The sequence below is a fragment of the Georgenia sp. SUBG003 genome (assembly GCF_000715355.2).
Lineage (GTDB): Bacteria > Actinomycetota > Actinomycetes > Actinomycetales > Actinomycetaceae > Georgenia.
In genome coordinates, this window is the sequence record NZ_CP180204.1 from 4,365,576 (window position 1) to 4,390,594 (window position 25,019).

At 66.7% G+C, this 25,019-nt stretch carries 31 protein-coding genes, 2 tRNA genes, 19 pseudogenes and 3 other annotated features; of the genes and pseudogenes, 30 read left to right on the forward strand and 22 right to left on the reverse strand.

Annotation, left to right across the window (positions count from 1 at the left end):
- Nucleotides 1–108 precede the first annotated feature (108 nt).
- The 3 genes and pseudogenes from DA06_RS24535 to DA06_RS24545 all read right to left on the reverse strand — a co-directional run.
- On the reverse strand, nt 109–369 hold the full coding sequence (locus DA06_RS24535) for a hypothetical protein (protein ID WP_418608417.1): 261 nt from the start codon (nt 367–369) through the stop codon (nt 109–111).
- Nucleotides 308–850: a sacsin N-terminal ATP-binding-like domain-containing protein gene (locus tag DA06_RS24540; RefSeq protein ID WP_418606311.1), complete on the reverse strand. Its 543-nt coding sequence runs from the start codon at nt 848–850 to the stop codon at nt 308–310. The genes DA06_RS24535 and DA06_RS24540 overlap by 62 nt, the downstream gene beginning before the upstream one ends.
- A 544-nt stretch (nt 851–1,394) precedes the next feature.
- Nucleotides 1,395–1,607, reverse strand: a pseudogene (locus tag DA06_RS24545) (sulfurtransferase); the annotation flags it as partial.
- A gap of 169 nt (nt 1,608–1,776) precedes the next feature.
- On the opposite strand from DA06_RS24545, the pseudogene DA06_RS24550 reads away from it, so the two are divergent.
- Nucleotides 1,777–1,933 (forward strand): annotated as a pseudogene (locus DA06_RS24550) (NAD(P)-dependent alcohol dehydrogenase); the annotation flags it as partial.
- Between the two features lie 695 nt (nt 1,934–2,628).
- Nucleotides 2,629–2,848: a sequence feature (23S ribosomal RNA rRNA prediction is too short), on the reverse strand.
- 19 nt (nt 2,849–2,867) lie between these two features.
- Nucleotides 2,868–3,027 (reverse strand) — a sequence feature (23S ribosomal RNA rRNA prediction is too short).
- A 19-nt stretch (nt 3,028–3,046) separates the two neighbouring features.
- Nucleotides 3,047–3,190: a sequence feature (23S ribosomal RNA rRNA prediction is too short), on the reverse strand.
- Nucleotides 3,191–3,205: 15 nt separating this feature from the next.
- A pseudogene (locus DA06_RS24555) lies at nt 3,206–3,651 on the forward strand (BCCT family transporter); the annotation flags it as partial.
- 126 nt (nt 3,652–3,777) lie between these two features.
- Here DA06_RS24555 and DA06_RS24560 read toward each other — a convergent pair.
- Together DA06_RS24560 and DA06_RS24565 are read right to left on the reverse strand one after the other, a co-directional pair.
- Nucleotides 3,778–4,206 (reverse strand): annotated as a pseudogene (locus DA06_RS24560) (branched-chain amino acid ABC transporter permease); the annotation flags it as partial.
- Nucleotides 4,207–4,310: 104 nt separating this feature from the next.
- Nucleotides 4,311–4,610, reverse strand: a complete 300-nt coding sequence (locus tag DA06_RS24565; protein WP_418608419.1) for a hypothetical protein — start codon at nt 4,608–4,610, stop codon at nt 4,311–4,313.
- On the opposite strand from DA06_RS24565, the pseudogene DA06_RS24570 reads away from it, so the two are divergent.
- Both DA06_RS24570 and DA06_RS24575 read left to right on the forward strand, forming a co-directional pair.
- Nucleotides 4,500–4,934, forward strand: a pseudogene (locus tag DA06_RS24570) (complex I subunit 1/NuoH family protein); the annotation flags it as partial. The gene DA06_RS24565 and the pseudogene DA06_RS24570 overlap by 111 nt on opposite strands.
- Nucleotides 4,935–5,221: 287 nt before the next feature.
- Nucleotides 5,222–5,547: pseudogene (locus tag DA06_RS24575) on the forward strand (CoA transferase); the annotation flags it as partial.
- A 121-nt stretch (nt 5,548–5,668) separates the two neighbouring features.
- Here the strand turns inward: DA06_RS24575 and DA06_RS24580 are convergent.
- Nucleotides 5,669–6,334 carry a hypothetical protein gene (locus tag DA06_RS24580; RefSeq protein WP_418606312.1) on the reverse strand — a complete coding sequence of 222 codons (666 nt, stop codon included), beginning with the start codon at nt 6,332–6,334 and terminating at the stop codon, nt 5,669–5,671.
- 100 nt (nt 6,335–6,434) lie between these two features.
- Here DA06_RS24580 and DA06_RS24585 point away from each other — a divergent pair.
- The 5 genes from DA06_RS24585 (at nt 6,435) to DA06_RS24605 (ending at nt 8,461) form a co-directional block, all read left to right on the forward strand.
- A tRNA-Glu gene (locus tag DA06_RS24585) sits at nt 6,435–6,507 on the forward strand.
- Between the two features lie 165 nt (nt 6,508–6,672).
- Nucleotides 6,673–6,745 (forward strand) — tRNA-Phe (locus tag DA06_RS24590).
- Between the two features lie 352 nt (nt 6,746–7,097).
- Nucleotides 7,098–7,292 (forward strand): hypothetical protein, encoded by a 195-nt coding sequence (locus DA06_RS24595; RefSeq protein ID WP_418606313.1) that lies wholly within the window; start codon nt 7,098–7,100, stop codon nt 7,290–7,292.
- A gap of 289 nt (nt 7,293–7,581) precedes the next feature.
- Complete coding sequence (locus DA06_RS24600) at nt 7,582–7,782, forward strand: hypothetical protein (RefSeq protein ID WP_043507235.1); 201 nt, start codon at nt 7,582–7,584, stop codon at nt 7,780–7,782.
- Nucleotides 7,783–7,900: 118 nt separating this feature from the next.
- Complete coding sequence (locus DA06_RS24605; RefSeq protein WP_418606314.1) at nt 7,901–8,461, forward strand: 2Fe-2S iron-sulfur cluster-binding protein; 561 nt, start codon at nt 7,901–7,903, stop codon at nt 8,459–8,461.
- Here DA06_RS24605 and gndA read toward each other — a convergent pair.
- A pseudogene (gene gndA, locus DA06_RS24610) lies at nt 8,450–9,307 on the reverse strand (NADP-dependent phosphogluconate dehydrogenase); the annotation flags it as partial. The gene DA06_RS24605 and the pseudogene gndA overlap by 12 nt on opposite strands.
- Here gndA and DA06_RS24615 point away from each other — a divergent pair.
- On the forward strand, nt 9,236–9,634 hold the full coding sequence (locus DA06_RS24615; RefSeq protein WP_418606315.1) for a hypothetical protein: 399 nt from the start codon (nt 9,236–9,238) through the stop codon (nt 9,632–9,634). The pseudogene gndA and the gene DA06_RS24615 sit on opposite strands and share 72 nt — an antisense overlap.
- Complete coding sequence (locus DA06_RS24620) at nt 9,610–9,891, forward strand: hypothetical protein (RefSeq protein ID WP_418606317.1); 282 nt, start codon at nt 9,610–9,612, stop codon at nt 9,889–9,891. The genes DA06_RS24615 and DA06_RS24620 overlap by 25 nt, the downstream gene beginning before the upstream one ends.
- Nucleotides 9,892–9,932: 41 nt before the next feature.
- Here the strand turns inward: DA06_RS24620 and DA06_RS24625 are convergent, their stop codons facing one another.
- Together DA06_RS24625 and DA06_RS24630 are read right to left on the reverse strand one after the other, a co-directional pair.
- On the reverse strand, nt 9,933–10,055 hold the full coding sequence (locus tag DA06_RS24625; RefSeq protein WP_418606318.1) for a hypothetical protein: 123 nt from the start codon (nt 10,053–10,055) through the stop codon (nt 9,933–9,935).
- A gap of 407 nt (nt 10,056–10,462) precedes the next feature.
- A pseudogene (locus tag DA06_RS24630) lies at nt 10,463–10,801 on the reverse strand (protein jag); the annotation flags it as partial.
- Nucleotides 10,802–11,034: 233 nt separating this feature from the next.
- On the opposite strand from DA06_RS24630, the gene DA06_RS24635 reads away from it, so the two are divergent.
- On the forward strand, nt 11,035–11,574 hold the full coding sequence (locus DA06_RS24635) for a 4-hydroxythreonine-4-phosphate dehydrogenase PdxA (RefSeq protein ID WP_418606320.1): 540 nt from the start codon (nt 11,035–11,037) through the stop codon (nt 11,572–11,574).
- A 538-nt stretch (nt 11,575–12,112) separates the two neighbouring features.
- Here the strand turns inward: DA06_RS24635 and DA06_RS24640 are convergent.
- Together DA06_RS24640 and DA06_RS24645 are read right to left on the reverse strand one after the other, a co-directional pair.
- Nucleotides 12,113–12,478: a hypothetical protein gene (locus DA06_RS24640; protein WP_418606322.1), complete on the reverse strand. Its 366-nt coding sequence runs from the start codon at nt 12,476–12,478 to the stop codon at nt 12,113–12,115.
- Nucleotides 12,408–12,623, reverse strand: a pseudogene (locus DA06_RS24645) (LacI family DNA-binding transcriptional regulator); the annotation flags it as partial. The pseudogene DA06_RS24645 and the gene DA06_RS24640, both read right to left, overlap by 71 nt.
- Before the next feature lie 92 nt (nt 12,624–12,715).
- Here DA06_RS24645 and DA06_RS24650 point away from each other — a divergent pair.
- From DA06_RS24650 to rsfS, 6 genes and pseudogenes are all read left to right on the forward strand, one after another.
- A pseudogene (locus tag DA06_RS24650) lies at nt 12,716–13,153 on the forward strand (glycosyltransferase); the annotation flags it as partial.
- A 100-nt stretch (nt 13,154–13,253) separates the two neighbouring features.
- Nucleotides 13,254–13,684 (forward strand): annotated as a pseudogene (locus DA06_RS24655) (thiamine pyrophosphate-dependent enzyme); the annotation flags it as partial.
- A 10-nt stretch (nt 13,685–13,694) separates the two neighbouring features.
- Nucleotides 13,695–13,795 (forward strand): annotated as a pseudogene (locus DA06_RS24660) (ACT domain-containing protein); the annotation flags it as partial.
- 69 nt (nt 13,796–13,864) lie between these two features.
- A pseudogene (gene ndhC, locus DA06_RS24665) lies at nt 13,865–14,053 on the forward strand (NADH-quinone oxidoreductase subunit A); the annotation flags it as partial.
- A gap of 10 nt (nt 14,054–14,063) precedes the next feature.
- Nucleotides 14,064–14,479 (forward strand): annotated as a pseudogene (locus DA06_RS24670) (NuoB/complex I 20 kDa subunit family protein); the annotation flags it as partial.
- Nucleotides 14,480–14,583: 104 nt separating this feature from the next.
- A complete protein-coding gene (gene rsfS, locus DA06_RS24675) occupies nt 14,584–14,979 on the forward strand; it encodes a ribosome silencing factor (protein ID WP_043507278.1) in 396 nt (131 codons plus the stop codon).
- 134 nt (nt 14,980–15,113) lie between these two features.
- Here the strand turns inward: rsfS and DA06_RS24680 are convergent, their stop codons facing one another.
- Nucleotides 15,114–15,683: a DUF4145 domain-containing protein gene (locus DA06_RS24680; RefSeq protein WP_418606323.1), complete on the reverse strand. Its 570-nt coding sequence runs from the start codon at nt 15,681–15,683 to the stop codon at nt 15,114–15,116.
- Nucleotides 15,684–15,799: 116 nt separating this feature from the next.
- Between DA06_RS24680 and DA06_RS24685 the strand changes: the two are divergent.
- A pseudogene (locus DA06_RS24685) lies at nt 15,800–16,118 on the forward strand (elongation factor P); the annotation flags it as partial.
- A gap of 4 nt (nt 16,119–16,122) precedes the next feature.
- On the opposite strand, the pseudogene DA06_RS24690 reads toward DA06_RS24685, so the two are convergent.
- From DA06_RS24690 to DA06_RS24705, 4 genes and pseudogenes are all read right to left on the reverse strand, one after another.
- Nucleotides 16,123–16,713 (reverse strand): annotated as a pseudogene (locus DA06_RS24690) (CTP synthase); the annotation flags it as partial.
- 95 nt (nt 16,714–16,808) lie between these two features.
- A complete protein-coding gene (locus DA06_RS24695; protein WP_418606324.1) occupies nt 16,809–16,919 on the reverse strand; it encodes a LacI family DNA-binding transcriptional regulator in 111 nt (36 codons plus the stop codon).
- Nucleotides 16,916–17,164, reverse strand: a complete 249-nt coding sequence (locus tag DA06_RS24700; RefSeq protein WP_418606325.1) for a hypothetical protein — start codon at nt 17,162–17,164, stop codon at nt 16,916–16,918. The genes DA06_RS24695 and DA06_RS24700 overlap by 4 nt, the downstream gene beginning before the upstream one ends.
- Nucleotides 17,165–17,217: 53 nt before the next feature.
- The gene (locus tag DA06_RS24705; RefSeq protein WP_418606327.1) at nt 17,218–17,406 is read right to left on the reverse strand and encodes a dihydrodipicolinate synthase family protein; all 189 of its coding nucleotides are present in this window, start codon (nt 17,404–17,406) and stop codon (nt 17,218–17,220) included.
- Here DA06_RS24705 and DA06_RS24710 point away from each other — a divergent pair.
- From DA06_RS24710 to DA06_RS24750, 9 genes and pseudogenes are all read left to right on the forward strand, one after another.
- Complete coding sequence (locus DA06_RS24710) at nt 17,329–17,616, forward strand: hypothetical protein (RefSeq protein WP_418606328.1); 288 nt, start codon at nt 17,329–17,331, stop codon at nt 17,614–17,616. The two genes, DA06_RS24705 and DA06_RS24710, sit on opposite strands and share 78 nt — an antisense overlap.
- A gap of 379 nt (nt 17,617–17,995) precedes the next feature.
- Nucleotides 17,996–18,259, forward strand: coding sequence for a DNA-directed RNA polymerase subunit omega (rpoZ, locus tag DA06_RS24715; protein ID WP_043503010.1), 264 nt, complete (start codon nt 17,996–17,998; stop codon nt 18,257–18,259).
- Between the two features lie 54 nt (nt 18,260–18,313).
- Nucleotides 18,314–18,526: a hypothetical protein gene (locus DA06_RS24720; RefSeq protein WP_418606329.1), complete on the forward strand. Its 213-nt coding sequence runs from the start codon at nt 18,314–18,316 to the stop codon at nt 18,524–18,526.
- Nucleotides 18,527–18,558: 32 nt separating this feature from the next.
- Entirely contained in the window at nt 18,559–19,212 is a 654-nt protein-coding gene (locus DA06_RS24725) for a DUF6270 domain-containing protein (protein WP_418606330.1), read from the forward strand.
- Nucleotides 19,213–19,244: 32 nt separating this feature from the next.
- Nucleotides 19,245–19,367 (forward strand): annotated as a pseudogene (locus DA06_RS24730) (hypothetical protein); the annotation flags it as partial.
- Between the two features lie 120 nt (nt 19,368–19,487).
- Nucleotides 19,488–19,956 (forward strand): annotated as a pseudogene (locus DA06_RS24735) (oligopeptide:H+ symporter); the annotation flags it as partial.
- Between the two features lie 366 nt (nt 19,957–20,322).
- The gene (locus tag DA06_RS24740) at nt 20,323–20,532 is read left to right on the forward strand and encodes a hypothetical protein (RefSeq protein ID WP_043507308.1); all 210 of its coding nucleotides are present in this window, start codon (nt 20,323–20,325) and stop codon (nt 20,530–20,532) included.
- 102 nt (nt 20,533–20,634) lie between these two features.
- Nucleotides 20,635–20,799 (forward strand): hypothetical protein, encoded by a 165-nt coding sequence (locus tag DA06_RS24745; protein ID WP_418606331.1) that lies wholly within the window; start codon nt 20,635–20,637, stop codon nt 20,797–20,799.
- Nucleotides 20,800–21,161: 362 nt separating this feature from the next.
- Nucleotides 21,162–21,605: a PAS domain-containing protein gene (locus DA06_RS24750; RefSeq protein ID WP_418606333.1), complete on the forward strand. Its 444-nt coding sequence runs from the start codon at nt 21,162–21,164 to the stop codon at nt 21,603–21,605.
- Here DA06_RS24750 and DA06_RS24755 read toward each other — a convergent pair.
- The 4 genes from DA06_RS24755 to DA06_RS24770 form a co-directional block, all read right to left on the reverse strand.
- The gene (locus DA06_RS24755; protein WP_418606334.1) at nt 21,598–21,798 is read right to left on the reverse strand and encodes a hypothetical protein; all 201 of its coding nucleotides are present in this window, start codon (nt 21,796–21,798) and stop codon (nt 21,598–21,600) included. The genes DA06_RS24750 and DA06_RS24755 overlap by 8 nt on opposite strands.
- Entirely contained in the window at nt 21,768–22,064 is a 297-nt protein-coding gene (locus tag DA06_RS24760) for a hypothetical protein (RefSeq protein ID WP_418606335.1), read from the reverse strand. Before DA06_RS24760 ends, DA06_RS24755 begins: the two co-directional genes overlap by 31 nt.
- Nucleotides 22,065–22,695: 631 nt before the next feature.
- Nucleotides 22,696–22,905 (reverse strand): hypothetical protein, encoded by a 210-nt coding sequence (locus DA06_RS24765; RefSeq protein WP_418608207.1) that lies wholly within the window; start codon nt 22,903–22,905, stop codon nt 22,696–22,698.
- Complete coding sequence (locus DA06_RS24770) at nt 22,848–23,039, reverse strand: hypothetical protein (RefSeq protein ID WP_418606336.1); 192 nt, start codon at nt 23,037–23,039, stop codon at nt 22,848–22,850. Before DA06_RS24770 ends, DA06_RS24765 begins: the two co-directional genes overlap by 58 nt.
- A gap of 110 nt (nt 23,040–23,149) precedes the next feature.
- Between DA06_RS24770 and DA06_RS24775 the strand changes: the two genes are divergently transcribed.
- Complete coding sequence (locus tag DA06_RS24775) at nt 23,150–23,311, forward strand: hypothetical protein (protein WP_418606338.1); 162 nt, start codon at nt 23,150–23,152, stop codon at nt 23,309–23,311.
- A gap of 89 nt (nt 23,312–23,400) precedes the next feature.
- Here DA06_RS24775 and DA06_RS24780 read toward each other — a convergent pair whose 3' ends face one another.
- The gene (locus tag DA06_RS24780; RefSeq protein ID WP_418606339.1) at nt 23,401–23,742 is read right to left on the reverse strand and encodes a hypothetical protein; all 342 of its coding nucleotides are present in this window, start codon (nt 23,740–23,742) and stop codon (nt 23,401–23,403) included.
- On the opposite strand from DA06_RS24780, the pseudogene DA06_RS24785 reads away from it, so the two are divergent.
- A pseudogene (locus DA06_RS24785) lies at nt 23,668–24,149 on the forward strand (glutamine synthetase beta-grasp domain-containing protein); the annotation flags it as partial. The gene DA06_RS24780 and the pseudogene DA06_RS24785 overlap by 75 nt on opposite strands.
- A gap of 347 nt (nt 24,150–24,496) precedes the next feature.
- Here the strand turns inward: DA06_RS24785 and DA06_RS24790 are convergent.
- On the reverse strand, nt 24,497–24,883 hold the full coding sequence (locus DA06_RS24790; RefSeq protein ID WP_418606340.1) for a hypothetical protein: 387 nt from the start codon (nt 24,881–24,883) through the stop codon (nt 24,497–24,499).
- Nucleotides 24,884–25,019 lie beyond the last annotated feature (136 nt).

Below are 25,019 nucleotides of genomic sequence, written 5' to 3' on the forward strand. Positions count from 1 at the left end.
CGTCGACGGGAAAGTAGGACCAGAAGTCGCCCAGGCCGATCCTGCCCTCCAGGGGGACGGCCCAGCTCAGCTCGATGGACTCCCTCGCTCGGACCGAGCCTGCATCCGTCAGTGCGCGGGGCTCGGACGGTGCTCGCGCGAGAAGACCCGCCATCTGGTCTTGGACCGTCCTTCCTGCAGCACCCGTTCGTCGTCGGACGCCATGACGACGGTGGCTTCACGCACGGAACGGTCCGGGGCGACGAGCCTCAGCCGGCGAACATGGTCGGCAAAGAGCAGCAGCTGGGTGGGGAAAGACGTCAGGTCTTCAAGAAGGTGGTTCTGCCCTCGCTCCAGCGGGATGCGGACCACTGTCGTTGCCCACTGCATGAGGTCGGCAAGGATCGCGTCGCGCGCGCCACTCCGAGGGCGACAGCGCCCAAGCCACGCGGAGGGCCGGGATCATCGGTGCAGCTGGCACCTTGGAGCGGATCACCGCCTCGGAGCGTGCCTTGTCGAAACCGAACGACCCCGATCTACTGAAGATCTGAGGCGAGCTCGAGATGGCCGTGACCGACTTGAACCCAAGACCGAAGCGGCCGATCTGGTCATCCGCCTTGCGGGACAAGTGGGAGTACAGCAACGCGACGACCCCAGCCTCGCTGAATGGCTCTCCCTCGTTGGCCACGTAGAGGACATCGTCGGTCAGGCGGACCTCGATGGTCCCGGGTGCGCGCCGCATCGCGTCGGCGGCGTGGACGAGCTCGTGGATCTGCTTGCGCCCGTACCCGCCCTCCTGTACCCCTCGTGGAACGCGGCGCTGGCCGCGATGCAGGAGATCTCCACGTCCGACGCGCACCCCCTCCGTCACCCCGCGTCTCCGACGCCAACGAGACGGCGTTCTCCTTCTCCACGCAGAAGGCGAGCAAGGGCGTGTCCGGCAAGGTCCAGAAGGTGCTTTTCGACGTCCTCGAGAAGCGTGGCTGGGACCTCGACGCCGTGTGCCTGTCCTACGTCGGCTACGAGGGCGGCGATGCGCGCGTCAAGGCCGAGAAGAGCATCGTCGGCAAGATCGTGAGGAAGCACGGCGGTATCAAGCTCGGCCGCGGACCGGGCGCGCTGTACGACCAGAAGAAGTTCGACACCCCGTACATCCGCGACTTCCTCCTCGACATCGGCGCGATGGGTGACGTCTCGGAGACCGCGGCCCGTGGTCTCGGCTCATGGACGTCTACACCGGCACGCTCCGCTCCGCGCGCGAGGCGTTCGACCAGCTGGGCGTCAAGGGCTTCATCATGTGCCACCTCTCGCACAGCTACCACTCCGGCGCCTGCCTGTACTTCACGTTCGCCTTCGCGCCGGGCGTGGAGTCGGCGGACGGCCAGCTCGAGAAGTACTGGGTGGTCAAGAGGGCGATCCAGCAGTCCTTCGTCGTTGAGGTCCAGGTGCCAGTCCACCTTGACCGCGCCGGGGACGTGGCCGGTCTCGTAGAGCAGCACGTCCTCGTCGCTCTCGACGACGACGAGGCCGTCGGTGCCGAGGTGGCGGGCGAGCCATTCGGTGCTCACCAGCCGTTCGGGGTGGGCGTACTCGGCGAACTTCGGGTCGTCGTCGTACGGCAGTGCCATCGTCAAACCTCCACGCTCCGGTCAGGTTGCTGCCTCGATCCTCTCACCGCGGGGGGGCGCGCGCGGCGAAGGGGGACCAACTGCCCGGGCGGGTCTCAGCGGACGCTGACATGCTGAAAACGGCCGGCGGACGAGCCGGGTCTGGAGAAGGACACGGAGGAGGACGAGCATGAAGGCGTTGCAGTACCGCACGATCGGCGCCGCCCCGGAGGTCGTCGAGGTCGACGACCCCCGAGCCCGGGCCCGGGCAGGTGCGGCTGAAGGTGACCGCGGCGGGCGCGTGCCACTCCGACTCGTTCGTCATGAGCCTGCCCGAGGAGGACTACGTCTACGGGCTGGAGTATTTCCAACGGGATGATGACGAGGACGCCAAGGAGAAGGAAGAGGGAATGCACCCACATGAGCGTCAGGCTCAGCGCCACAGCTGCGCCTAACACGGCGAAGTACCACCACGGAGGGAGGCGCGGATCGGCGGCGGCAGCGGCCCGCTCCTCATCGTTTCTCACCCGTACGGACGATACGCACGGTCCGGCGCCAGTGTGGCGGAAATTGCCACACCTCGGCGACGCTCGGTTCTAGGGTTCGATTGTGCAGACCGCTCTCGGTGCCGCCTCGCTCGCCGGCTTGGCCGTCATCGTGGTGTTCTCTTTCGTGGTGCTGATCAGGCTGGAGACGCTTCGTCCCAGCCGGAGAAGCGCCGGCGGTTCCTGCGGTGGTGGGCTCCGATGGTCATCGTGGCCACTCTGATAGGACTTGTCGGTCTCACTGGACAACTCCTGCTGAGCTAGCGACAACCCACTTCCCGGCCGAGTATCAAGCACGAACGGTTATGGACGCTCGCGTCGCAAGGAGCGTCCATAACCGCCCTGTTAGGTGCCGGCGTGCTGTCGGCACTCCATAGCGGGCCTGCCTCAAGTAATGGGTCCTGCAAGACACTATTAACATGACGTGATCCCAGCCACTGGGCGCCCTCTGCTCGATTGCAGGTTCCGCATCGGGATCGTCGGAGAAATGTAAAGAAGCGAACCATCCTATCAACCCAGTGGTCTGCTGGGGGCCTTCCCACCACGAGGGTGGTGGAAACCTCATCTTGAAGCAGGCTTCCCGCTTAGATGCTTTCAGCGGTTATCCCTTCCGAACGTAGCCAACCAGCCATGCTCCTGGCGGAACAACTGGCACACCAGAGGTTCGTCCGTCCCGGTCCTCTCGTACTAGGGACAGCCCTTCTCAAGTTTCCTGCGCGCGCAGCGGATAGGGACCGAACTGTCTCACGACGTTCTAAACCCAGCTCGCGTACCGCTTTAATGGGCGAACAGCCCAACCCTTGGGACCTACTCCAGCCCCAGGATGCGACGAGCCGACATCGAGGTGCCAAACCATGCCGTCGATATGGACTCTTGGGCAAGATCAGCCTGTTATCCCCGGGGTACCTTTTATCCGTTGAGCGACGGCGCTTCCACAAGCCACCGCCGGATCACTAGTTCCGACTTTCGTCCCTCTCGACCTGTCAGTCTCACAGTCAAGCTCCCTTGTGCACTTGCACTCGACACCTGATTGCCAACCAGGCTGAGGGAACCTTGCTCGGCCCGAGCCTGTTCGTGCTGCGTGAGTTCGTCCAGTCGATCGGGGCGTACCTGCAGAACATCGTGCGCCTGTCCTTCTCGACGCTGCCCTACCAGGGGGTCCAGGGCGAGGAGTGGCTGGCCGGCTGGACCACCTACTACTGGGGCTGGTGGATGAGCTGGTCGCCGTTCGTAGGCATCTTCATCGCCCGCATCTCCCGCGGCCGCACGGTGCGCGAGTTCATCATCGGTGTACTGCTCGTGCCCACGCTCGTGACGTTCCTGTGGTTCTCCGTGATGGGCGGCACCGCCCTGTACCGCCAGCTCTTCGGCGACGGCGGACTCATCACCGGCGAGGGCCAGGTCGACAACAACACGGCACTGTTCCAGATGCTCGAGGGCCTCCCGGGCGGCCGGTGCTCTCCGGTCTGGCGATCCTCCTGGTGACCATCTTCTTCGTGACCAGCTCCGACTCGGGCTCCTACGTCGTCTCCATGCTCTCCACCGGGGGCGACCCGAACCCACCCCTCGCGGTCCGTCTCACCGAGCCCGAAGCCGAACCCGGCCGTCCGGTTGGTGTCGATCCCGACCAGCTGCGCGGCCTGCGGGTGCTGGATGGTCGCTCGCAGAGCCCGCCCGAACCTGGTCTTCTTCAGCACGAGGTAGAGGACGACCAGGGAGACGGCGGCCAGCGCGAAGGAGATGATCTGCACCACCGGGATCCGCGCACCGAGGAATCCGATGCTGTCCGCGCCGTACGGCAGGTTGATGCGCCGCTGGGTGCCCGAGTACACCATGCCTAGGACGCCCTCGATCACCAGCGCGATTGCGAAGGTGAGGAGCGACATCATCGTCATCGTCGCCGGCTTCAGCCGCGTGAGCAGGAAGCGCTGGATGGCGTAGCCGAGCGCGAAGAAGGCCGGCACGGTGGCGATCAACGAGAGCATCGGGTCCAGCCCGGTCACCTGCGCGAAGCGCCAGGAGATGTACGCGGACAGGACGATGAAGGCGGCGTGCGCCAGCATCACCACCCGCATGATGCCGAAGTAGAGCGTCAGCCCGGCCGCGAGCAGCGCGTACAGCCCGCCGAGCAGCACCCGAGGACGAGGGCCTGGAAGAGAAGGGTCCGGACACCGGAAGGTCACCACTCCGGCTTGGGGTGGACGAGCTCGGCCTCGGCGGCGTCCTCGGGGAGAACGATCTTGATCTCGCCGTCGATGTACTGCTGGATCAGGTGGGCGCCGTTCGGGCGGCCGGCCTCGTCCCAGCCCAGGGTGCCGACGACCGTGTCGACCTCGTTCTCGTGCAGCCAGTCGATCAGCTGCTGCTGGCCGTCGCGCTGTTCCCGGCGTTCGTCGTCTACCTGGTCTCCATGGTCGGCGAGGTCAACCGCCTGCCGTTCGACCTGCCCGAGGCCGAGGGCGAGCTCGTGGCCGGCCACATGGTCGAGTACACGTCGATGAAGTTCGCGTGGTTCTTCCTCGCCGAGTACATCAACATGTTCAACGTCTCGGCCGTGGCGACCACCCTGTTCCTCGGCGGCTGGCGCGCGCCGTGGCCGCTGTCCACGATCGGCGACGGCGTCCTCAACACCGGCTGGTGGCCGATGCTGTGGTTCATCGCCAAGATGTGGCTGGTCATGTTCCTCATGATCTGGACCCGCGGGACCCTGCTGCGCTTCCGGTACGACCAGTTCATGAAGCTGGGCTGGAAGATCCTCATCCCGGTCGCGCTGACCTGGCTGGTGGCGGTCGCCGTCGTCCAAGTCGGGCCCACGCCCGTCCTGTGCCATGCTTCCCCCCAGGCCGTCGACTGCCATTTCCGGGACGCCACCGTAGCCGACCCGAGTCCACGGACGACTGTCCGCCTTCCGGCCAGTTGTACCACCCCCCGCCGCCCGGGTGGAACCCGTCGACACGGCGATCCCGGCACGCCGCGTGCACGACCCGTTGCGGCTGAAGGGCTTGACAGGTGCGCGCGGCACCTCCAGAGTGGAACCACGTTTCGCGGACAACTGTCCGTCACGCGGACGCAAGCGCCCGCCACGAAGGGATCAACGAGGATGCAGACAACTTCTACGACGTTTCGGGTGCCCGTCCGCTGGACGGCATCGTCGTCGCGGACTTCTCCAGGATCCTGGCCGGGCCGTACGCGACCATGCTGCTGGCCGACCTCGGCGCGAGGTGATCAAGGTCGAGGGCCCGGGCGGGGACGACACGCGCACGTGGGTCCCACCCGTCCGTCCCGACGGGGTGTCCACCTACTACGCGTCGATCAACCGCAACAAGAAGTCGATCGTGCTGAACTTCAAGGACGACGACCTCCGGACCGCCCAGGACCTCGCCGCCCGCGCCGACGTCGTCATCGAGAACTTCAAGCTCCGGGAACGTGCGAGCGAACCAGTTCGCCGAGAGTTTGATGGAGACGAGCTGTAGCAGTCCCTGGGCGGCCACCGTGGGGAGTTGGCTTCGTTCGCGGGCAACGGGCCCATTCGCGCGTTCACTGTAGTAGAGATTTGGCACACGACCATCCTTGCGGAAAACGAGCAGCATTGAGACCAACTCGCTCGCTTCTCATGAGGGCAACCTGGTCAGCTACTGCTGCACACCGCTGGCTAACGCTGGGTGTCAACAGTGTGATCAGCGGGAAGTGACCTGGTGAACCGGCGCCTCGCAACGCCGCCGAGGAGACTGCTTGTGCAGCGGACACCGCTAGCGGGCTAGCTTGGGTGCCGAGGACGACGTCGCCGGCGCCCGACATCTCAGGAACGTCCGACGCCTTTATGTTGAGCACCCGAGGGCCGAGGTAGTGGTACGGGGGTCGGGCCGTCGGGGGCGTTGACCTGCCGGTAGCCGCGCAGCGTCGTCCCGGGCAGGTCCGAGTGCATCTGCTCGGTGTACTCCCCGAGCTCGATGACGTAGTAGTCGGTTCCCGGGTAGGTGGTGGTGTCGGGACGGCCACCGGGATGACCTGGCCGAGGTTGTTCGTCGTCGTCCCGCCCACCATCGGCAGGGTGTCGACGAACTTGCGGATGCCGCCCTTGACCACCACGTTCTGACCGGACAGGTCCAGCACCTGGGCACGGAAGGAGTACGTGCGCTGCTCGGGGTAGGTCGGGTAGTCGTCGGAGCCGAGCGTGATGGTCGAGTCCTGCAGCGGTGCCACCGGAGCGGGGTGGTGCAGGATGTCGTCGCGCGGTCGACGGGAATGCCCTGTCCGAGGTCTTGGGGCGCTCCGGCGTCACGGGCGTCCACAGCAGTAACGGGCCCCCATCGTCTAGCGGCCTAGGACCCCGCCCTTTCACGGCGGTAGCACGGGTTCGAATCCCGTTGGGGGTACGCACCACCAGCAGGAGAAGCACGACAGCAGTACCAGGCTCCACGCCTCACACGAGGCCCCGTAGCGCAGTTGGTTAGCGCGCCGCCCTGTCACGGCGGAGGTCGCGGGTTCAAGTCCCGTCGTCGCCGGTACGGACGCGGTCGAGAGACCGGGCGTCGTGTCAGGGCTCTGTAGCTCAGTTGGTAGAGCGTTCGACTGAAAATCGAAAGGTCACCGGATCGACGCCGGTCGGAGCCACGGCCGAAGGCCCCGCACCAGATGGTGCGGGGCCTTCCTCGTCTCCCTCCGGAGCCGTTCCGCTCAGGACGGCGGACCCCAGTGTCGGTGGACGTGCTGCCCGCCCGGCTCGCCCAGGGCGGTCAGGGCGGCGGCGTACCCGGGCAGCGGGGTGCTCGAGCTCAGCGGTCACGGGGGTCGCCCGGCTGCGCTCCCTCCACCTCGATGTCGTGGAGGTACGGCAGCTGCACCTGAGGCGGCCCGCCGTCGAGCGCCCGACCTCATCCATCCAGGACGACGCAGCGGAGCAGGACGGGTCCGCATCCTGAAGGAGACCAGGACAGGCAGGCGTCGAACGGCTGGAGGCAGCGCCATGGCGGAGAACACGGGGTTCGAGACCGAGGGGCTGGAGCAGAGCGGCCCGATCGACTACATCGTGCTGGAGTTCCCGGGCAACCGCATGCGCGGCGAGGCCTTCCCGCTCCTCATCGACCTCGTCGAGCGCGGCATCATCCGCATCCTCGACCTCTCGTGCGCAAGGAGACCGACGGTTCGGTCTCCGGCCTGACGCTGCGCGACCTCGACGACGACGGCGTGCTGGACCTGACCTTCTTCGAGGGTGCCTCCTCGGGCCTGATCGGGCAGGACGACGTGGACGAGGTCGGCCACGCCCGGCCGGCAGGCCCCGCTCCCGACCGTTGGCTTCGCACCGCTGTGGGACGCGGACTCCCTCGTCTGCCAGCACCTGCCCTTCCCCCCAGCCTGCCGGGGACGGCACCTGCAAGATCCTCGGGGGCCTACGTCGACAGCAACACCAACGTTGACCCCCACCGAGCAGGACATGGCCCCCTGACGAGATGCGCGAGGTCATGGACTGGTCCGCCACGGAAGCGACCGTGCCGGAGGACGTCGGCCCCGCGCTGATCGAGGCGCTGCTGAGTCCCGACGTCTGGGTGGTCTTCGCAGAGGACGTGCAGCAGAGCGACCGAGCGAACGACCTGTACGAGACGGAGCGCTTCATCCTGCAAACGATCGACAAGGTGACTGCACGCCCGTGAGCGCAGCCGCGCGGACCGCCGACAGCCGCGCCGCACGCCCACTCACCCGCGCTGCTCGTCCACCGGGCAGAGCCCGGACACCGCGGCGTCCGCGGTCATCGGCACGATCCGCATCCAGGTGCAGCGCTACCGGCCGGATGTCGACGACGCTCCGCACCTCATGGAGTACGAGGTGCCGTGGGGGCAGGACACGTCCGTGCTCGACGCGCTGACGTGGATCAAGGACCACCGGGACCCGACGCTGGCGTTCCGCTGGTCGTGCCGCATGGCTATCTGCGGCTCCTGCGGGTTCATGCTGAACGGCGTGCCGAAGCTCGGCTGCGAGCAGTTCGTGCGCGACTACGCCCCGGGGCCGCTGCGCGTGGAACCGCTCGAGAACATGGCGGTCGAGCGTGACCTCGTGGTGGATCTCGAGCCGTTCATGTCGGCGCTCTCTTCGGTCAGGCCCTGGCTGGTGGAGGATCCCGACCACCCGGTCGAAGGGCCTGCCAACACCCAGACACCCGAGCAGATGCTCGCGTACCACGACTACGCGATGTGCATCAACTGCATGCTCTGTTACGCGGCGTGCCCGCAGGTCTCCATCGCCGCGGACTTCCTGGGGCCGGCGCCGTCACCGCCGCGGTCCGTTACAACCGCGACTCCCGGGACCACGGCTCAGCCGAGCGGCTGCCGCTGATCGACCGGCGGCGATGCCGGTCACCGGCACCCCCCAGGTCGAGGGCGTTCTGCACGGTCCAGCGGCCGGTGCCCTTCTGCTCGGCGCGGTCGAGCACGACGTCGACGAACGCCCTGCCGGTCTGCGGGTCGGTGTGCCCCAGCACCTCCGCGGAGATCTCGATGAGGAAGGACTCGAGGTCGCCGGAGTTCCACTCCTCGAAGATCTTGCCGATCTCGGCGGCCGACGCGCCGAGGCCCTGCCGCAGCAGGTCGTAGGCCTCTGCGATGAGCTGCATGTCCGCGTACTCGATGCCGTTGTGGACCATCTTGACGAAGTGGCCGGCGCTCGGCCGACGTAGGTGCAGCAGGGCACGCCGTCGACCTTGGCGGAGATGTCCTCGAGCATCGGGCCGAGGCGGTCGTAGGACTCCCTGGTGCCGCCGGGCATGATGGACGGCCCGTTCAGCGCGCCCTCCTCGCCGCCGGAGACCCCCGAGCCGACGAAGTGCAGGCCCTTCTCGCGCAGGGCGTTCTCGCGGCGGATCGTGTCGGGGAAGTGGGCGTTGCCGGCGTCGACGATGATGTCGCCGGGCTCCATGTGCTCGGCGAGCTGGTCGATGACTGCATCGGTCCCCGGGCCCGCCTTGACCATGATGACCGCGACGCGCGGCCTGGAGAGCGAGGCGAAGTCCTCGACCGACTCCGACGGGATGAAGACCCCGTCCTCGCCGTGCTCGGTGACGAGCTTCTCCGTCTTGGCCCAGGAGCGGTTGTGCACCGCCACCTTGTGGCCGTGGCGGGCGAGTTGCGCGAGGCTGCTGAATGCGCCGGCCGCAGCATCCCAGCCAGCAAGATCTCGATCCAGATGTTCAGCTACGCCGGCTGGGCCCGTGAGATCGGCACGGAGGCCGTCCTCGCCGAGCTCGCGGAGATCGGCTACAAGAACGTCGAGCCTTTCGGCGGCACCTACGAGGGCCGCAGCGCGGAGGACTTCAGCGCGCTGCTCAAGGAGTACGGCCTGAAGTCCCCACCTCCCACGGCAGCACGAACGAGGCGACCTTCGGCGACACGCTCGCGTTCGCCAAGGAGGTCGGCCAGAAGTACGTGGGCTCGGGCGGGTTCGCCCTGTCCGGGATCGCCCGGGACGGGAGCACCACGTACGACCAGGTGCTCGACATCGCCGAGTCGCTGAACCGCCTCGGCGAGGCGTCGGTGAAGAACGGCACCGGCAAGGTCTTCGGGCACAACCACCAGCAGGAGTTCACCACCCAGTTCGAGGTGGACGGCGAGACGAAGACGGCGTGGGAGATCATCGTCGAGAACACGGACCCCCGGTACGTGACCTTCCAGCTCGACACGTTCTGGGCCGCGGACGCGGGCGCGACGTCGCGGGCCTCGAGGAGCACGGGGACCGCATCGAGCTGCTCCACATCAAGGACGGCGACCTGAACGGCGACGCGCGGGGCATCCCGGCCCGGGTGCGTGGACCGTCAGCGCGTGACGTACAGAAGGAACGCGGTGGCCGCGAGCGCGAGGATGCACATCACCACGACCCTCATGTCCTCGCGTGGCTTTCCGTCACCCTGCTTGGCGTCACCAGGCGGTCGGCTCATGGCCGCACGGTAGCAGCGGCCCGCCCTGCCCGGCTCTTCGCTGGCCCTGCCCGGCTCTTCGCTCGTCTCCCCGGCTCTTCGCTGGCCCCGCCCAGCTCTTCGCTGGTCTTCCCCATCTGCCGGGGCGTTTCTCTACTCCCACGCCCGATGTCAGTGGTCGAACGTATGTTTGGATCATGACGGAGAGACCGCCGGACACCAGCCGCGAAGAGACGTCGTGTCCCACCTGTGCGACCGGCTTCCGGTGCGAGCGGCACGCCCAAGAACTGGTCACGAAACTGCGGAAGCATGCGGAGCGCATCGCTGTCGCCCAGTGCCCGGAGGATCTTGACTGGCCCGACGGGGCCACCGAGGACGAGCTCTACGGAGAGAACGGGCAGCGTGACGGCTCCAGGCATCTGGCGCGAGCCGGAAGCACGCACCTCTCGGATCGCCTGCTCGGCGATCTCGGTCAGTTCCTTGCGCCGGCCCTTGCGGTAGCCCGCGATGTCGAGCATGAGCCGGCTCCGCTCCCCGGTCTTCGCCTGGACCGCCAGTCGCGTAAGCTCCTGCAGCGCGTCCAGCACCTCTCCGTCGTTGCCGACGAGACGCTTGAGCCAGCGGGAGCCGTCCTCCTCGGAGATGATCTCCACGGCCGCACGACCATGATCGACATCGATGTCGATGTCGCCGTCGAGGTCCGCGATGTCGAGCAGCTCCTCCAGGTAGTCGGCCGCGACCTCGCCCTCTTCCTCGAGGCGCTTCACAGTCTCGGAACTCCCGGGTCGGGGGTCTCGACACCGGCCTTCTCGTCCTCGCTCACGGATGTTCCTCTTCTCGTACGTCACCGCCGGTGCGGTGATGGTGGTCGGGGGCGCCGCGCAGGGGGCGGCGAGGTGCTAGTTCTTCTTGCCTGGTTCTTTCGCCTGCGCCTTGCGTCGGGGAAGCTGGCCGACCAGCCGGTCGAGCGTGGCGTCGCCTCCGTCGCGGGGGCTCGCGCGTGCTCCACGACCTGCTCGACAGCCTCGAGATGTACAGGCAGGGCAGGGTTGACTCCATCATGTTCCTGTCTCTGAACAAGTCCGCACTCCATGACGCCGGCATGCACGAGGAGGACGAGCTCCGCTGGTTCGCCAAGGAGCTGGAGCACGACGGCGTCACCTCCGAGCTCAACTTCGTCCCGGGTCTCACGACCTCCCGGGTGACGTCCCACTGTGCGCTCGCGGAGGTGCCGGAGCGCATCAGCGCCCGGTCCGTCCTCGATGCGATCCGTCTGCTCAACGACGTGATCCGGGCCAACGGGATCGACAAGCCGCGTCTCGCGGTGTGCGCGCTCAACCCGCATGCCGGGGAGAACGGGCAGTTCGGCCGCGAGGAGATCGACCACATCGCCCCCGGTGTCCGGCTGGCCCAGGTCGAGGGCGTGGACGCGCAGGGTCCCTACCCCTGCGACACGATCTTCATCGCCGCACGCCTCGTCTCCGCGGTACCGACAGGTCGAGCTTGCGGTGCATCAGGCGGGTACTCCACCGTCAAGTAGCCGCCCGGGGCAGGAACGGCCTCCTCAACGACGTCCTCGGCTCGGACACGAGCGGTAACCGCCGTGCCGGCGTCGACAAACCAGACGACAAGCTCGCGGTCGCCAAGACCGAGCCACCCGTGATCCCAAGCCAGCACCTCGCATGCGCTGTCGCCATGTCCCCGCGAAACGGCTCCTCCGCATGCCACGTCCACAGCGAAACTCCGGCGAACACCACGCCGAGGACGGCAAAGACAGCGATAAGGCTGACCGGTACAAGCGGATCATGGCCCCGTCGCCGCCACCCGGACATCTCCGGCGATCCGACGTGGCGCCCCGACCTTCTCCTCCCGCTCCCGACACCACTTCATCCGGGCCCAGGCCCATTACCCACAACACACCAAGAACTAGAACCGCGTAGATCGCCCACACGGCCACGGCCGCGAGCCCGACCATGGCGCCGTCAAAGAACGCGTCCTCCACGCTGCCTTGTGTAACGGCCGCACCTAGCGCCCCGACCCCACCAGCAGCACCAGCGAACGCGAAGCTGACGTGGTTGTCAAAGTTGGGCTGTCACCAAGGAATGCCACGCGGCGATGCCCGTGGTGAAGCAGGTGGTTCGCTCCGTCAAACGCTCCCCCGGTAGTCGTCTTCCACGAAGGAGTCGAACGGCAGTCGTCCGGGCGATCGGTCCACGAAACCAAGGGGTCCGCGAGCCCCACGGCTTCAGGTAGCTGTAGTCCGTACCGATCGGGGCCACGATGAGGCCTCCGAGCTGCCGGCGCAGCAGGGACTCCAGGACTGAACGCTCCCGTGTGGGATCGTCGCCCAACGTGGTGACAAGGGTCGACATGTCACGCGCGAGCGCAATCCGCTCGACCGCGCGAACGATCGCGGCGAAGAAGGGATCGACGATGTCGGGCACGGCCACCCCGATGACGGGTGACCTGCCCGACCGAGGTGGTTGCGAGGGTGTTCGGCACATAGTCGAGCTGCCGCATCGCCGTCTCAACCACCTCACGGGTGCTCGAGCGCACGTGCGGGTCTTGGTTGAGCACTCTGGACACCGTCTTGGCGCTGACCCTGCCAGCGCCGCGACGTCACGCATCGTCGCCATCACTTCCACTCTCCCACAGACTCGTCAGTCACATCTCCGGCTCACTTAACTGTCGCGGGCAACGCCGAGGACGGTGCCTACTTGCGCGATGTGAAACAATTGGCTGAACTCTTACCCGCCCACGTATCCGTCACGTGGTTAGGACATGCGTCCAGTTCGGAATTGCCAGACCTCATTCGTTCACACGATGCCTTGGTCTCCCCGACGCATGGAGAGAATTTTGGGCACGCCATCGCGGAATGCTTAGCACTCGGAAGGCCCGTCTTCGTGACGGACTCGACGCCCTGGTCGTCCGCCGGAGAGGCTGGCGGTGTTATTCTTATCGACCGAACTCGCCCAAGAGCGTGCGCCAAGCAGATAGACAAATTAGTTCAGCTCCAGCCTCTTCCAGGCTCGAACTACAGCGCAGAGCGCACGTCACTGGCAGGAAGGGTCTCGACTTCGGCGAATCCCTTGACACCATACTTCATTCATTGCAATTGACTCGAGTAAATCTATGAAGTCGGAACGCACGCGGGATCTACGGCGGCTTGCACGCGCATCGCTATCATCAGGTACCACGGCGGTGAGTGCAGTCCTGACCACCGTGTGGGCCATCGACGGCGACGGCTGCTTCCAGATGACCAACCAGGAGCTCGCCACGTGCGCCCTGGAGGAGATCCCGGTGAAGGTGGCCCTGATCAACAACTCCTCCCTCGGCATGGTCCGGCAGTGGCAGACCCTCTTCTACGAGGGCCGCTACTCCCACACCGACCTGCACACCGGCCACGAGACCAAGCACATCCCGGACTTCGTCAAGCTCGCCGAGCCTACGGCTGCGTGGGGCTGCGGTGCACGTCGACCGCCGACGTCGACACCATCAAGCGGGCCATGGAGATCGACGACCAGCCCGTCGTCGTCGACTTCGTGGTCAGCCGCGACGCGATGGTCTGGCCCATGGTGGCGGCGGGCGTGAGCAACGACGACATCCAGTACGCACGCGGCATCACCCCGGCGTGGGACCGCGACGAGTGAGGAGCAGCAGATGAGCACCAGGCACACCCTGTCCGTGCTGGTGGAGAACAAGCCCGGCGTCCTCACGCGCGTGGCCGCCCTCTTCGCCCGGCGGGCCTCAACATCCACTCCCTGGCGGTGGGGCCCACGGAGCACCCGGAGATCTCCCGGATCACGGTGGTCGTCGACGCTGCCGAGCTGCCGGTGAAGTACTACCTGGTCGCCATGACGTTCATCATCTTCGACATCGAGGTGGTCTTCCTCTACCCGTGGGCGGTGGCGTTCTCCGAGCTCGCCCTCTTCGGTCTGGTGGCCATGCTCGGCTTCATCTTCCTGATCACGGTGCCGTACCTGTACGAGTGGCGCCGCGGCGGGCTCGAGTGGGACTGAGGTAGCACGCATGGGTATCGAGGAGAAGGTTCCCGCCGGCTTCATGCTGGGCACGGTCGAGTCGATCGTGGGCCTGGCGCGCAAGTCGTCGGTCTGGCCGGTGACCATGGGTCTGGCCTGCTGCGCCATCGAGATGATGGCCACGGGCACCCCGCGATTCGACATCTCCCGCTTCGGCATGGAGGTCTTCCGCGCATCTCCGCGCCACGCCGACCTGATGATCGTCTCGGGCCGCGTGAGCCACAAGATGGCCCCGGTCATCCGCAACGTCGACCAGATGCCCGAGCCAAGTGGGTCATCTCCATGGGCGTGTGCGCGTCCTCGGGCGGGATGTTCAACAACTACGCGATCGTGCAGGGCGTCGACCACATCGTCCGGTCGACATCTACCTGCCCGGCTGCCCCCGCGCCGGAGATGCTCATCGACGACGGCGCGTCCATGCGGATCCAGTCCATGGCCGCGGCCGCTCGGCCCCGGGCGGCCACAACCCGTAGGATCACCCGAGACCCTTTCCCGTCCCGAGGAGACCTGTGGCTGCTGACGACCGATCCCGCCATCTCGCCGTCGTCGCCGCGCGCGCCGCGGCCGACAAGAAGGCGCAGGAGATCATCGCGCTCGACGTCTCGGAACGGCTCGTGCTGACCGACGTCTTCCTCGTCGTCTCCGGGGCGAACGAGCGCCAGGTGAAGGCGATCGTGGACGCCGTGGACGAGGCGCTGCACAAGGAGGGCGCCAAGGCCGTGCGCAAGGAGGGCGGAGAGGCCCGCTGGGTCCTCATGGACTACGGCGACGTCGTCGTCCACGTCCAGCACGAGGAGGACCGCGAGTACTACGCGCTCGAGCGCCTCTGGAAAGACTGCCCGGTCGTCGACCTCCCGGCGGACCTGCACGCCCCGGTCGACGGCGACGGTGACAGCCACGCATGACCGCCGGAACCGTCATCCTGTGGCGTCACGGTCAGACCGACTACAACGCCGCGATAGTGACTCGCCGCGCCTGTGCCATGACGCGCTCTTCATCTTCGCGTGCCCGGATCGCGGAGACCTCCGCTTCCGCGGACTTACGGTCGCTTCGTTCGACCAGGAACAACACGAATGGGACCACCGCGGCCGCAATGGTGCCGCCCGCCGTAAGCCACTCCAACAGTTCCGGCAAGATTATGCTCCGCCGTGGTCGACCGACGAAACGCTTGCCGTTGCGGCCTTCTTCGCCGGGAAGCCGGATCGCCCTTTCCGTGCCTTCTCAAGGGCGGCTGGCTGGACGTAGAGGAACCGAAGCAGTTGCAGGACGAGAGCTCGCAGATCCTCCGCCTCCTCCATGGTGACTGCACCAAAATCTCGGGATGTGCGCCCGCGTTGCCCATGTTCTTGATGTGCTCGGCCCAGTCCTTGAACACTGGCGGCAGTGTCTGCTCGCTGACCATCTGTTTGATTGCGTCGTTGAGCGTCTTCTTATCCCGGGCGGCCTCCGACCCCTTGTCTTGGACGACCTGTGCCAGGGCGCTGCGCAGCATCGCGGCGGCGGCATTGGGGACCTGAATGGACAAGCATCGGACGCCTTCGTCGTATGCCTTCACGACTGGCGCCGGCACCGATTCATCGTCGAAGTTGGCTGCGCCGGCGTAGGCCACCAAAGGACGGGGCTGCTGCTCGGCAAGGTATCCTGACGGGCGCTGAGCGGCCGGGTGACCAGACGCGTCACCGGCCGCCGTTCCCGACACGAAACCGACATTAGGACGGCCCAAGCATGGCTTCGACCAACGACCTCAAGAACGGCATGGTGCTCGTGATCGACGGGCAGCTGTGGTCCGTCGTCGAGTTCCAGCACGTCAAGCCGGGGAAGGGTCCCGCCTTCGTCCGGACGAAGATCAAGAACGTGCTCTCCGGCAAGACGGTCGACAAGACGTTCAACGCGGGCGAAGGTCGAGACCGCGACCGTCGACCGTCGCGACATGCAGTACCTGTACCGGGACGGCGACGACTTCGTCTTCATGGATTCCGACACGTACGAGCAGATCCCGATCTCGGCAGAGACCGTGGGCGGCGTGGCCAACTTCCTCGTCGAGCGGCGAGGTACGGCACGAGCGAGACGTGCAGGAAGAACACGTTGTCGCGCCCGATGTCCTGGCGCACCTGGCGGGCGGCCTCCAGGAACGGCAGGGACTCGATGTCGCCGACCGTGCCGCCGATCTCGGTGATGATGACGTCCGGCGGCTCCTCGCCGGCCGGCTCGGCCTGGGCACGCATGCGCGCCTTGATCTCGTCAGTGATGTGCGGGATGACCTGCACGGTGTCGCCGAGGTACTCGCCGCGCCGCTCCTTGGCGATGACGGTGGAGTAGACCTGGCCGGTGGTGGCGTTGGCCTTGCCGGACAGCTCCACGTCGAGGAAGCGCTCGTAGTGGCCGATGTCCAGGTCGGTCTCGGTGCCGTCGTCGGTGACGAACACCTCGCCGTGCTGGAACGGGTTCATCGTCCCGGGGTCGACGTGATGTAGGGGTCGAGCTTCTGCATCACCACCCGCAGCCCGCGGGCACGGAGGAGATGGCCGAGGCTGGAGGCCGTCAGGCCCTTCCCCAGCGAGCTGGCGACGCCGCCCGTCACGATCTGTCGGGGGATGCTGGCCTGGTTCCCGGGGGAGCCGGGTCGAATGGTTGACCACGGACTTAGAAACTATCACCCGCTCCCGCGACACGCCCGGACGGAGTGTCCTGTTGGGTGAATTCAACTCTTCGGCGGCCGCGCGCACTGCGTCCGCTAGATCAGGCGCACGGACTTGCCGTTGATCACCCTGGAGACAGTCGCGGTCGAGACCCCGGCACGCGCCGCCACGTCCACGATCGTCGCGACCGCCACCTTCGTGTTCATCTTTCAGCCCGTGCCGGCACTGCTGCACGCGCCTGCAGCAGCTGGGCGTGCAGTGTCTCTATCGCCGACCGCCCAGCCGCGTCGAGCTCTGCGAACGGCGCCCGGCACGCACCGGCCTCGTAACCGTCGAGGGTGATGAGGTACTTCACCGCCGCAAAGATCCCGTGCGCTACGAGCACCTCGACCACGTGGTTGATCTGTCGCTGCAGCTGGGCTCGGCGACGCTCCTCGGGCAAATGCCTCACGCAAGGCACGGAAACGCTCGGGCTGAAGATTCACCGTCGTTCCCACGGCGGCATCAGCGCCGGCAGCCAGCCCCGGCGAGGAACATCTCGTCGAAGCCGTTGAAGCAGACCTTGTCGGGGTAGGCGGCGCGCAGCCGTTCCAGAGCATAGAGATCCTGCGAGGTGTGCTTGAGCCCGATGACTTGCGGGTTGTCGAACAGTGCCAGTACCTGTACTTCGCCGGTGCGGGCCGCCCTGCACATCCGTGCTTGATCGTCGACGCACGGGTGATGACCACGCTGTACCGGGAACTAAAGTGGCCCTGGTTCGCCAACCCGCGGAAGGCGTTCGGCCCCAAGACCTACGAGGTGGCGATGAGGGTGCTCTCGACGTGGGCGGAGCGGCTCTCAACAGAAGAGCGCGTTGTTGCCCCGGACGAGGTCGAACGGTGGGCTTTCGCAGTCGGCAAATGACACGCGGACCAGGGAGGCGCTCACCGCGTCAAGAGCGCGCCACCGCACCACAAGTACCGGCGACGGCACCCAGCGCGGTGTTCGAATACTGGCGCCCCAGCCCGAAACTGCTTAACTCGCCACCAGGGCTACCGTCCTCGCCGTAGATTTAGCCGGTATACGTCGGTAGTGAGCGTCGTTGCGTGCGGCGTCGCATGTGCACTGGAGGCACTGGATCACGCGTGGTCAACGACAGCGTGGGACGCGCCACGGACGAGCTGCTCACCCTCATGGGCGTGCCCGAACGGGTAGAGTAGACCGCTGTATGTGTGCGGGTCGTCCGTCGCGCCGTCCCGGCCACCCACGAACCCGCTGAATTCCGAGCCCGGAGAAGGTACCCATGTACGGAACCGTCGCCGCCCCCGAGGGCATCACCGACCCGCCGATCGACGAGCTGCTCGACAAGGTCGACTCCAAGTACGCGCTGGTCATCTACGCCGCCAAGCGTGCGCGTCAGATCAACACCTACAACGCGCAGCTGCAGGAGGGTCTGCTCGAGTTCGTCGGCCCCCTCGTCCCGGCCGCGCAGGAGGACAAGCCGCTCTCCATCGCCATGCGCGAGGTCAACGAGGGCATGCTGACCCTCACCCGCATCGAGGAGTGAGCACCCGCCTCGTCCCGACGCCACCTGCGTCGGGGACAGGGCAGAATCTCCCGCATGAGCAGCACACAGGAACGCGCCGCCACGACCTCGTCGGGCGGCGCGTTGCGCATCGTCCTCGGCGTCACCGGAGGCATCGCCGGGTACAAGGCCGCCCTCGTCCTCCGGCTGCTCAAGGAGCAATTCCGGTATGAGGGTTTTCGGAACGGCAGTTCCGGCCAGCTGAAAAGCCAAAATAGAGCCGCCCCGCGTGCGACACTCCAGCGGTGAAGGACGGGCCGGGAACCTCGGGGAGGATGCCCGTGACCCAGCGCGTCCGCGCCCTGCTGTACGGCAGCTGCGTCTCACGCGACGCTTTTCAGCATCTCGGCGGCGGCTACGAACTCCTGCAGTACGTCGCCCGACAGTCGCTGATCAGCGCCATGTCCCCCGCTGCTGTGCTGCCCGCCCAGCCGTCCCTCGTCTCCCCGTTCCAGGAGCGCATGGTGCGCGACGACGTGGCGTCGACGGCGCCATCGGTGCTGCTGGACCGAGCCGACGCATCGACCTTCTCGTTCTCGACTCGTCGACGAGCGTCTCGGGGTGGTGGTCGTGCTCCGGTGAGTCAGTGGTACGACCCCGAACGTGGGTCCGCCGCCCTGCCGGGAATCATCTCGAGGAGTCTGCACCAGCGCGGTCATAAGGTCGACGTCGTCACGGGGGTTCCGAATTATCCAACCGGTTCCGTCTACTCCGGCTACTCGGTCAGGCCATACAGACGTGAAAACATCCAAAATGTCACGGTGCATCGGGCGCCCCTCTACCCGAGCCACGATTCCAACCCGATCAAGCGGGCCACCAACTATCTGAGTTTCGCTGTGGCAGCTTCCGCGGTGGCCACTGCTGCCCTGCGCGACGTTGACTCGGTGCTTGTACACTCGACCCCGCCACCGCTGCGCTTCCCGCGCTCGCGCTGAAGGCGCTGAGACGCAAGCCCTTCGTCGTCCACATCCAAGATCTTTGGCCGCAGACGGTCGTCTCGAGCGGGTTTCTCGACGAGTCACGGGCCGGCTGGGTCGAGCGCACCCTTCACCGCTACTGCGACACCGTCTACCGCCACGCGCACACTGTCGCGGTGACTTCCCCGGGCATGGCGGAACTGGTCGCCCGCAGAGGCGCGACGAGAAGAAGATCGCCTTCGTCCCGAACTGGGCCGACGAACGAGCCTTCCGACCCGTCGAACGCGATGTCGAGCGTGGTCGCCGTGTACGCCGACGAGCGCCTCGACCGCACGTTCCTCGGCTGGACCATGCCGCCGAGCTGGGTGCAGTCCATCAACCCCATCTTCATCATCATCTTCGCCGGCGTCTTCGCCGGGATGTGGCAGCGCATGGGTCCCCGGCAGCCGACCACGCCGTGGAAGTTCGCGATCGGCACGACCGTCATGGGGATCGCGTTCCTGCTCTTCATCCCCTACGCCGGCGGCGGCGAGAACAGCACCCCGCTGCTGTGGCTGGTCCTGATCCTCTTCCTCTTCACGATCGCCGAGCTGCTGCTCTCCCCGGTGGGCCAGTCGCTCTCCACGAAGCTCGCGCCCCGGGCCTCCACACGCAGATGATCGCGCTGTTCTTCCTCTCCGTCGCCGTGGGGTCGGCGGCCTCCGGCTGGCTCGCGCGGTTCTACGACCCCTCCCACGACGCCCGTACTTCCTGGTGCTCGGCGCCGCGCCAGGCCGTCCAGGCCTACATGGCGTCCGGCGACTGGGCGAACACCCGCGTCGAGATCGGTGGCGTGGTGTCCGCGAACAAGGCCGTCGACCCGGAGCTCGCCTCCTCCGACGTCCTGCGCCAGGCGATCGAGCTGCTCCAGGACGAGGGAGCCGTCGCCCGCTTCGACGGGTCCGACCTCATGCCGTCCGAGGTCGGTGCCGGTTCCTTCTGGACCGGGATGGTCGACTGGATCAACGGGTCCGAGACCCAGCCGGTCCTCGACCAGATCGCGGCCTCCTGGCCGTCCAGCTGACCTGACGGCTCGACGGGGCACGGCGCGAGCCGTGCCCCCGTCCTGTTACCGAAGGAGGTACCGGGATGGACTTCTTCCTCTACTCCAAGTTCGGCCAGATGATCCTGGCCGTCATCGTCTTCGCCGCGGTCATCGCGATAATCCTGGGGCTCGCCCAGCTGGCCGACCGCTACAGCGGACGCAGCCGGACGTCTGGATGGTCCTGCTCTTCGGCGGCCCGGCGGCGTTCCTGCTCTGCCTCGGCCTCATCTACCCCGCCATCCGCACGACGATGATGTCGTTCATGGACCGGAGCAGCGAGACCTGGGTGGGCTGGGCCAACTACGAGTGGGTCCTCACCAACCCGACTCGCTGCAGTCCTTCATCAACACCTTCTGGTGGGTGGTCCTCGTCCCGACGGTCTCGACGACGGTCGCCTTCTCTACGCGATCCTCGTCGACAAGGCCCGGTTCGAGAAGATCGCCAAGTCGCTCCTCTTCCTCCCCAGTACGCGCGGGACACCGTGGACGTCGCCACACCGGCCGCCGCGGCGACCATCTTGAGTGTCGGGACGGCCGGACGATCCGAGCGTCTCCTGGCCACGGACTCACCATACGCGCCCGGAACCATTGACATGCAAACGGTTGCACGCAACCATCGCTCCCCAACCGGGACACCAACGGGCGTCCCCACTGAGGAGGTGAGGGACGATGGGCGTTCTCGACTGGCTCGTGCTCGGCGGCTACTTCTTCGTCATGGTCGCATCGGGCTGTGGGCCAAGGCCCGCATCCACGACTCGAGCGACTTCTTCGTCGCGGGCGCAGAGCCGTGGCTGCCAGAACTCCGATCTCACGCGCCAAACGTAGGCGGAGATACGGAGCGGAACCTCATCCTCAAGGATGATCGGAGGTACTAGCATCCGAGCGTGGTCCACGGGGTCTCCGCCGAACCGCCGCAGGGAACCCTCGACAAGGTTCGGCCTCCGGCGAGTCACGAGGTGCTGCGCTCGCTCGGGATCGACGTCCTCGTCGAGATCATCGAGAAGAGCTCCTACGGCGTGTGCATCACGGGCGACGAGCACACGTGGCTCTATCTCAACCCCGCCGGTGCCAGCCTCGTCGGCAAGCCCTTCGAGGAGCTCTACGGCAAGGACTACCTGCTCTCGTTCGCGCCGCACGAGCGCGACGCCTGCTCGCGCTCGAGTCGGACCAGCGGGACGGCGACACGGGGGTTCTACACCAGCACCGTGGCAACGTCAACAACGACGGGCCGGAGCTCGTCGAGGCCGTCGAGCTCTGACTCCCGCCGGGGCCGACGGGGCGGTGCCCGCCGAGCGTCCGGGGCGGCCGCCGCGGCGGCGCTCAGCTGACGATGGCCTGCGTCGAGGCCTCCTTGAGCTTGCCGTTCGCCCACCGCATCTGACGCAGCGTGTCCGGGTGGCAGCGCTGGCACACCTCGAGCAGGTCGGTGTGCTTGATGCCCTGCGCCGCCTGGGCGAGCATCTCCCAGTCGACGGAGACCCCGGACGCCTTCATGTAGAGCTCGCGCAGGTCGCGGAGCATGAGGAGCCCTGGCGTTTCGCGCGGCCCATCAGCTCCGACCCCTTGTCGATGAGCCGCTCGGCGACGTTCGACTCGCCCTCGGGCTCCGGGTCGAGCTTCTCGCCGTACCGCTGCGCGATCTCGGCGATTTCCCGCACGTGCCGCTGCGACCACTGCGCGAGGTCTCTTGCCACGTGGTAGATCTCGTGGTCCACCTTGTGCCGGTCCGAGACCTGCAGCAGCTCGTGGGCCAGGTCGTTCTCGGAGCGGTGCAGCTCCCTGAGCACGAGCCCCGATCTTCATCGTGCACCTCCCGTCGCGGCGAGGTCCTCGTCGACGTCGGAGCCCGCCTCGCCGCGTGTGGGCGGGACGTCCGCGGAGACGGGTGCGTGGTACCCCAGACCGGCTGCCTTCGCCGTCTATTCGGCCCGGTCGGCGCACGGGGTGGATCGAAGCGAAGACTCAACCGGCGCGGCGTCGGATTCGAGCTGGGTCGGCGACTGTTGCGTTCTCGCATTCTGTTTCACGTGAAACGTGGCGCCGAACAACCTCTCCGAGCGGCCCTGCGAACAGGTGCACACGGGCGTCACAGTCCGAACGGCCATCATCACCTGTGTCCGCTCCTGCTACCTGGCCGGATCGACGGTGACTGCATCCTGACACGACCTGGCGTAACGCCAATCGTATGGGTGCCAGTAGCCGTCTCTCCTTCTCTGCCCGCAGTGCCCGAACCGGTGCTTCGTGTTCACGTGAAACAAGGGCCACACTGCCACGTATTGCGCACGCGCCGCATCAGCAAGGCCGAAGAGGCGGTATCGCGTGCCTTGCTCTTTGCCGCTGCCGGGCTGAGCAACAAGTGGGCCGGTACCGACGGATGCGCCGCGGCGGCTGGGGGCGCTCCGCGACTTACACCATTCTCTACTCGACGATCACGCCTCCCCGTGCCCGGACGGCATCGGCCACGGAGCTGATGAACCGGGGAGGATCGATATAGCGCTGCCCCTCGATCCGGATGGCGCGCACGCCGTCGCCGAGGACCGGCTCCATGGCGCGCGCCTGGTCCCCGGAGATCAACGTGTAGTCGATGTCTGCCCCGTGGGCGTTGGCGTAACGGAACTCTTCGGCCAGAACCTCTCGATCTGCGTCCGTGGCGAAGCCGCCAGGAACGGTTCCGCCGGTCGCACCGGTTCTGAGATGCCGCCGTCGACGAGATCGTCATAGGCGCCGAGCGCGATCCGGTTGACCTCTGCGAACACCGCCATGGCGGCTTCCCACCTCGAGCGGGTGCAGTGCATGGCGAAGGTCGTGAGGAACCGCAGGAGCCTGGGATCGGCGGCGGGAGGAACATAGACGTCCGACGTACACTCCAGGCGTGGATTATCTCGTCGCGCTCATCCCCTCCGTGGGCACGGGTCTGCTCTTCTACCTCGTGATCCGGGCCTTCGTGAACGCCGACCGTAATGAGCGTGAGGCGCTGCGCAAGCTCGACGAAGAGGCGCTGCGTAAAGAGTCGCAGGAGACTCGCGGAGCCTGATTACTTCTTCTTCCCACACATGCTCGCGCCACTGGCGTGACAATTCTCGTCGAGAGAATTACGCTCACCACACGCGTGATCGATTCGTATCACTGCAGCAGCGCGTCCGCCCGTTCCTCAGGGGATGCCTGTTTCTTGACGATTGACGACGAGAAAGAACTCACCATGGCGCAGAAGGTGCAAGTCCAGCTCATCGATGACATCCACATTCGGGTGACACACGGGAAACTGCCGCGGGCTACCTTCGACTCGCCCGCCAGGCCGGAGCCGTTCCGCCCGAACGCGTCGCCGCCCACGGACCCACCAGCCCTACCCTCAAGGAGCCAACGGATGTTCTCAAAAACGCCGAGGAGGCAATCGCCTTCACGAAGGAGCAGGACGTCAAGTTCGTCGACGTCCGCTTCTGCGACCTGCCGGGCGTCATGCAGCACTTCAACATCCCCGTCGAGGCGTTCAACGAGGACGCGTTCACCGACGGCCTGATGTTCGACGGGTCCTCCATCCGCGGCTTCCAGGCGATCCACGAGTCGGACATGAAGCTCGTGCCGGACGTGACCTCGGCGTTCGTCGACCCTACCGCAAGCAGAAGACGCTCGTGGTCAACTTCTCGATCGTCGACCCGTTCACCGACGAGGCCTACTCGCGCGACCCGCGCAACATCGCCGCCAAGGCCGAGGCGTACCTGAAGAGCACCGGCATCGCCGACACCGTCTACTTCGGCGCCGAGGCGGAGTTCTACATCTTCGACGACGTGCGGTTCCAGACGACCCAGCACTCGAGCTTCTACTACCTCGACGTCGGCCGAGCGGCCTGGAACACGGGGCGGGACGAGGACGGACGCCGTCGGCGTTCCAGTCCCCGACCAGCGTCGTGTCGGTGGCCCGCCCGTACACGACCTCGAAATCGGCCTCGCCCCCGCGGATCGCGTTGGCGACGTAGTACACGCTGCCGCGGCGCACCGTGAAGGTGTCCTCACCGTCGCCGTCCCAGCGCCCACATAGTCGTCGCCCGACCGACCGTAGTAGGCGATCTTGTCGGCGACCCCTGAACTCATGGAGTTGCGCACGTGGTACTCGGAGCCCCTGCGGACCGCGAACGTGTCCTTGCCGTCGGCGTCCCAGTCGCCGACGAGAACGGTGTCGTCGGACCGGCCGTACGCCACGACGGAATCGGCGACGCCGGAGGTCAGGCTGTTTTTGACGTGGTACAGGTTGCCTCGCCGGACGGCGAGGGTGTCGCGCCGTCACCGTCCCAGTCGCCGACCAGCACGGTGTCTCCGGGACGCCCGTACGTGAAGAGCTGATCCGGCTCTCCGGTGGTGTTGGAGTTGCGGACGTAGAAGGCGTTGCCGCGCCGGTAGGCGAGGGTGTCGGCGCCGTCGTCCCAGTCGCCGACGAAGACGTCGTCGGCCGCCGACCCGTAGGTGAGCTCGATGTTGGCCTTCGACGAGAACGTGTCGGACAGGTAGAAGCCGCTTCCGCTCCCACCGATCGCTCCACCCTTGGCAGATGCCGTCGGCAGACCGACGAGCGACCCGGCCACGACCATCCCGGCGACTCCTAGCGAAGTCACGCGTCTTCCCACTTCCTGCCCCTCCCAGGTGTGCGCCTGCAGAGCCGCCGACTGCGTCGGGCTGAGCGGCCTACCAGGCCCACGGCTCCACCGGGCTCACGACCCGGCCCTTGGAGTCTAGGGCACGAGTGGTCGG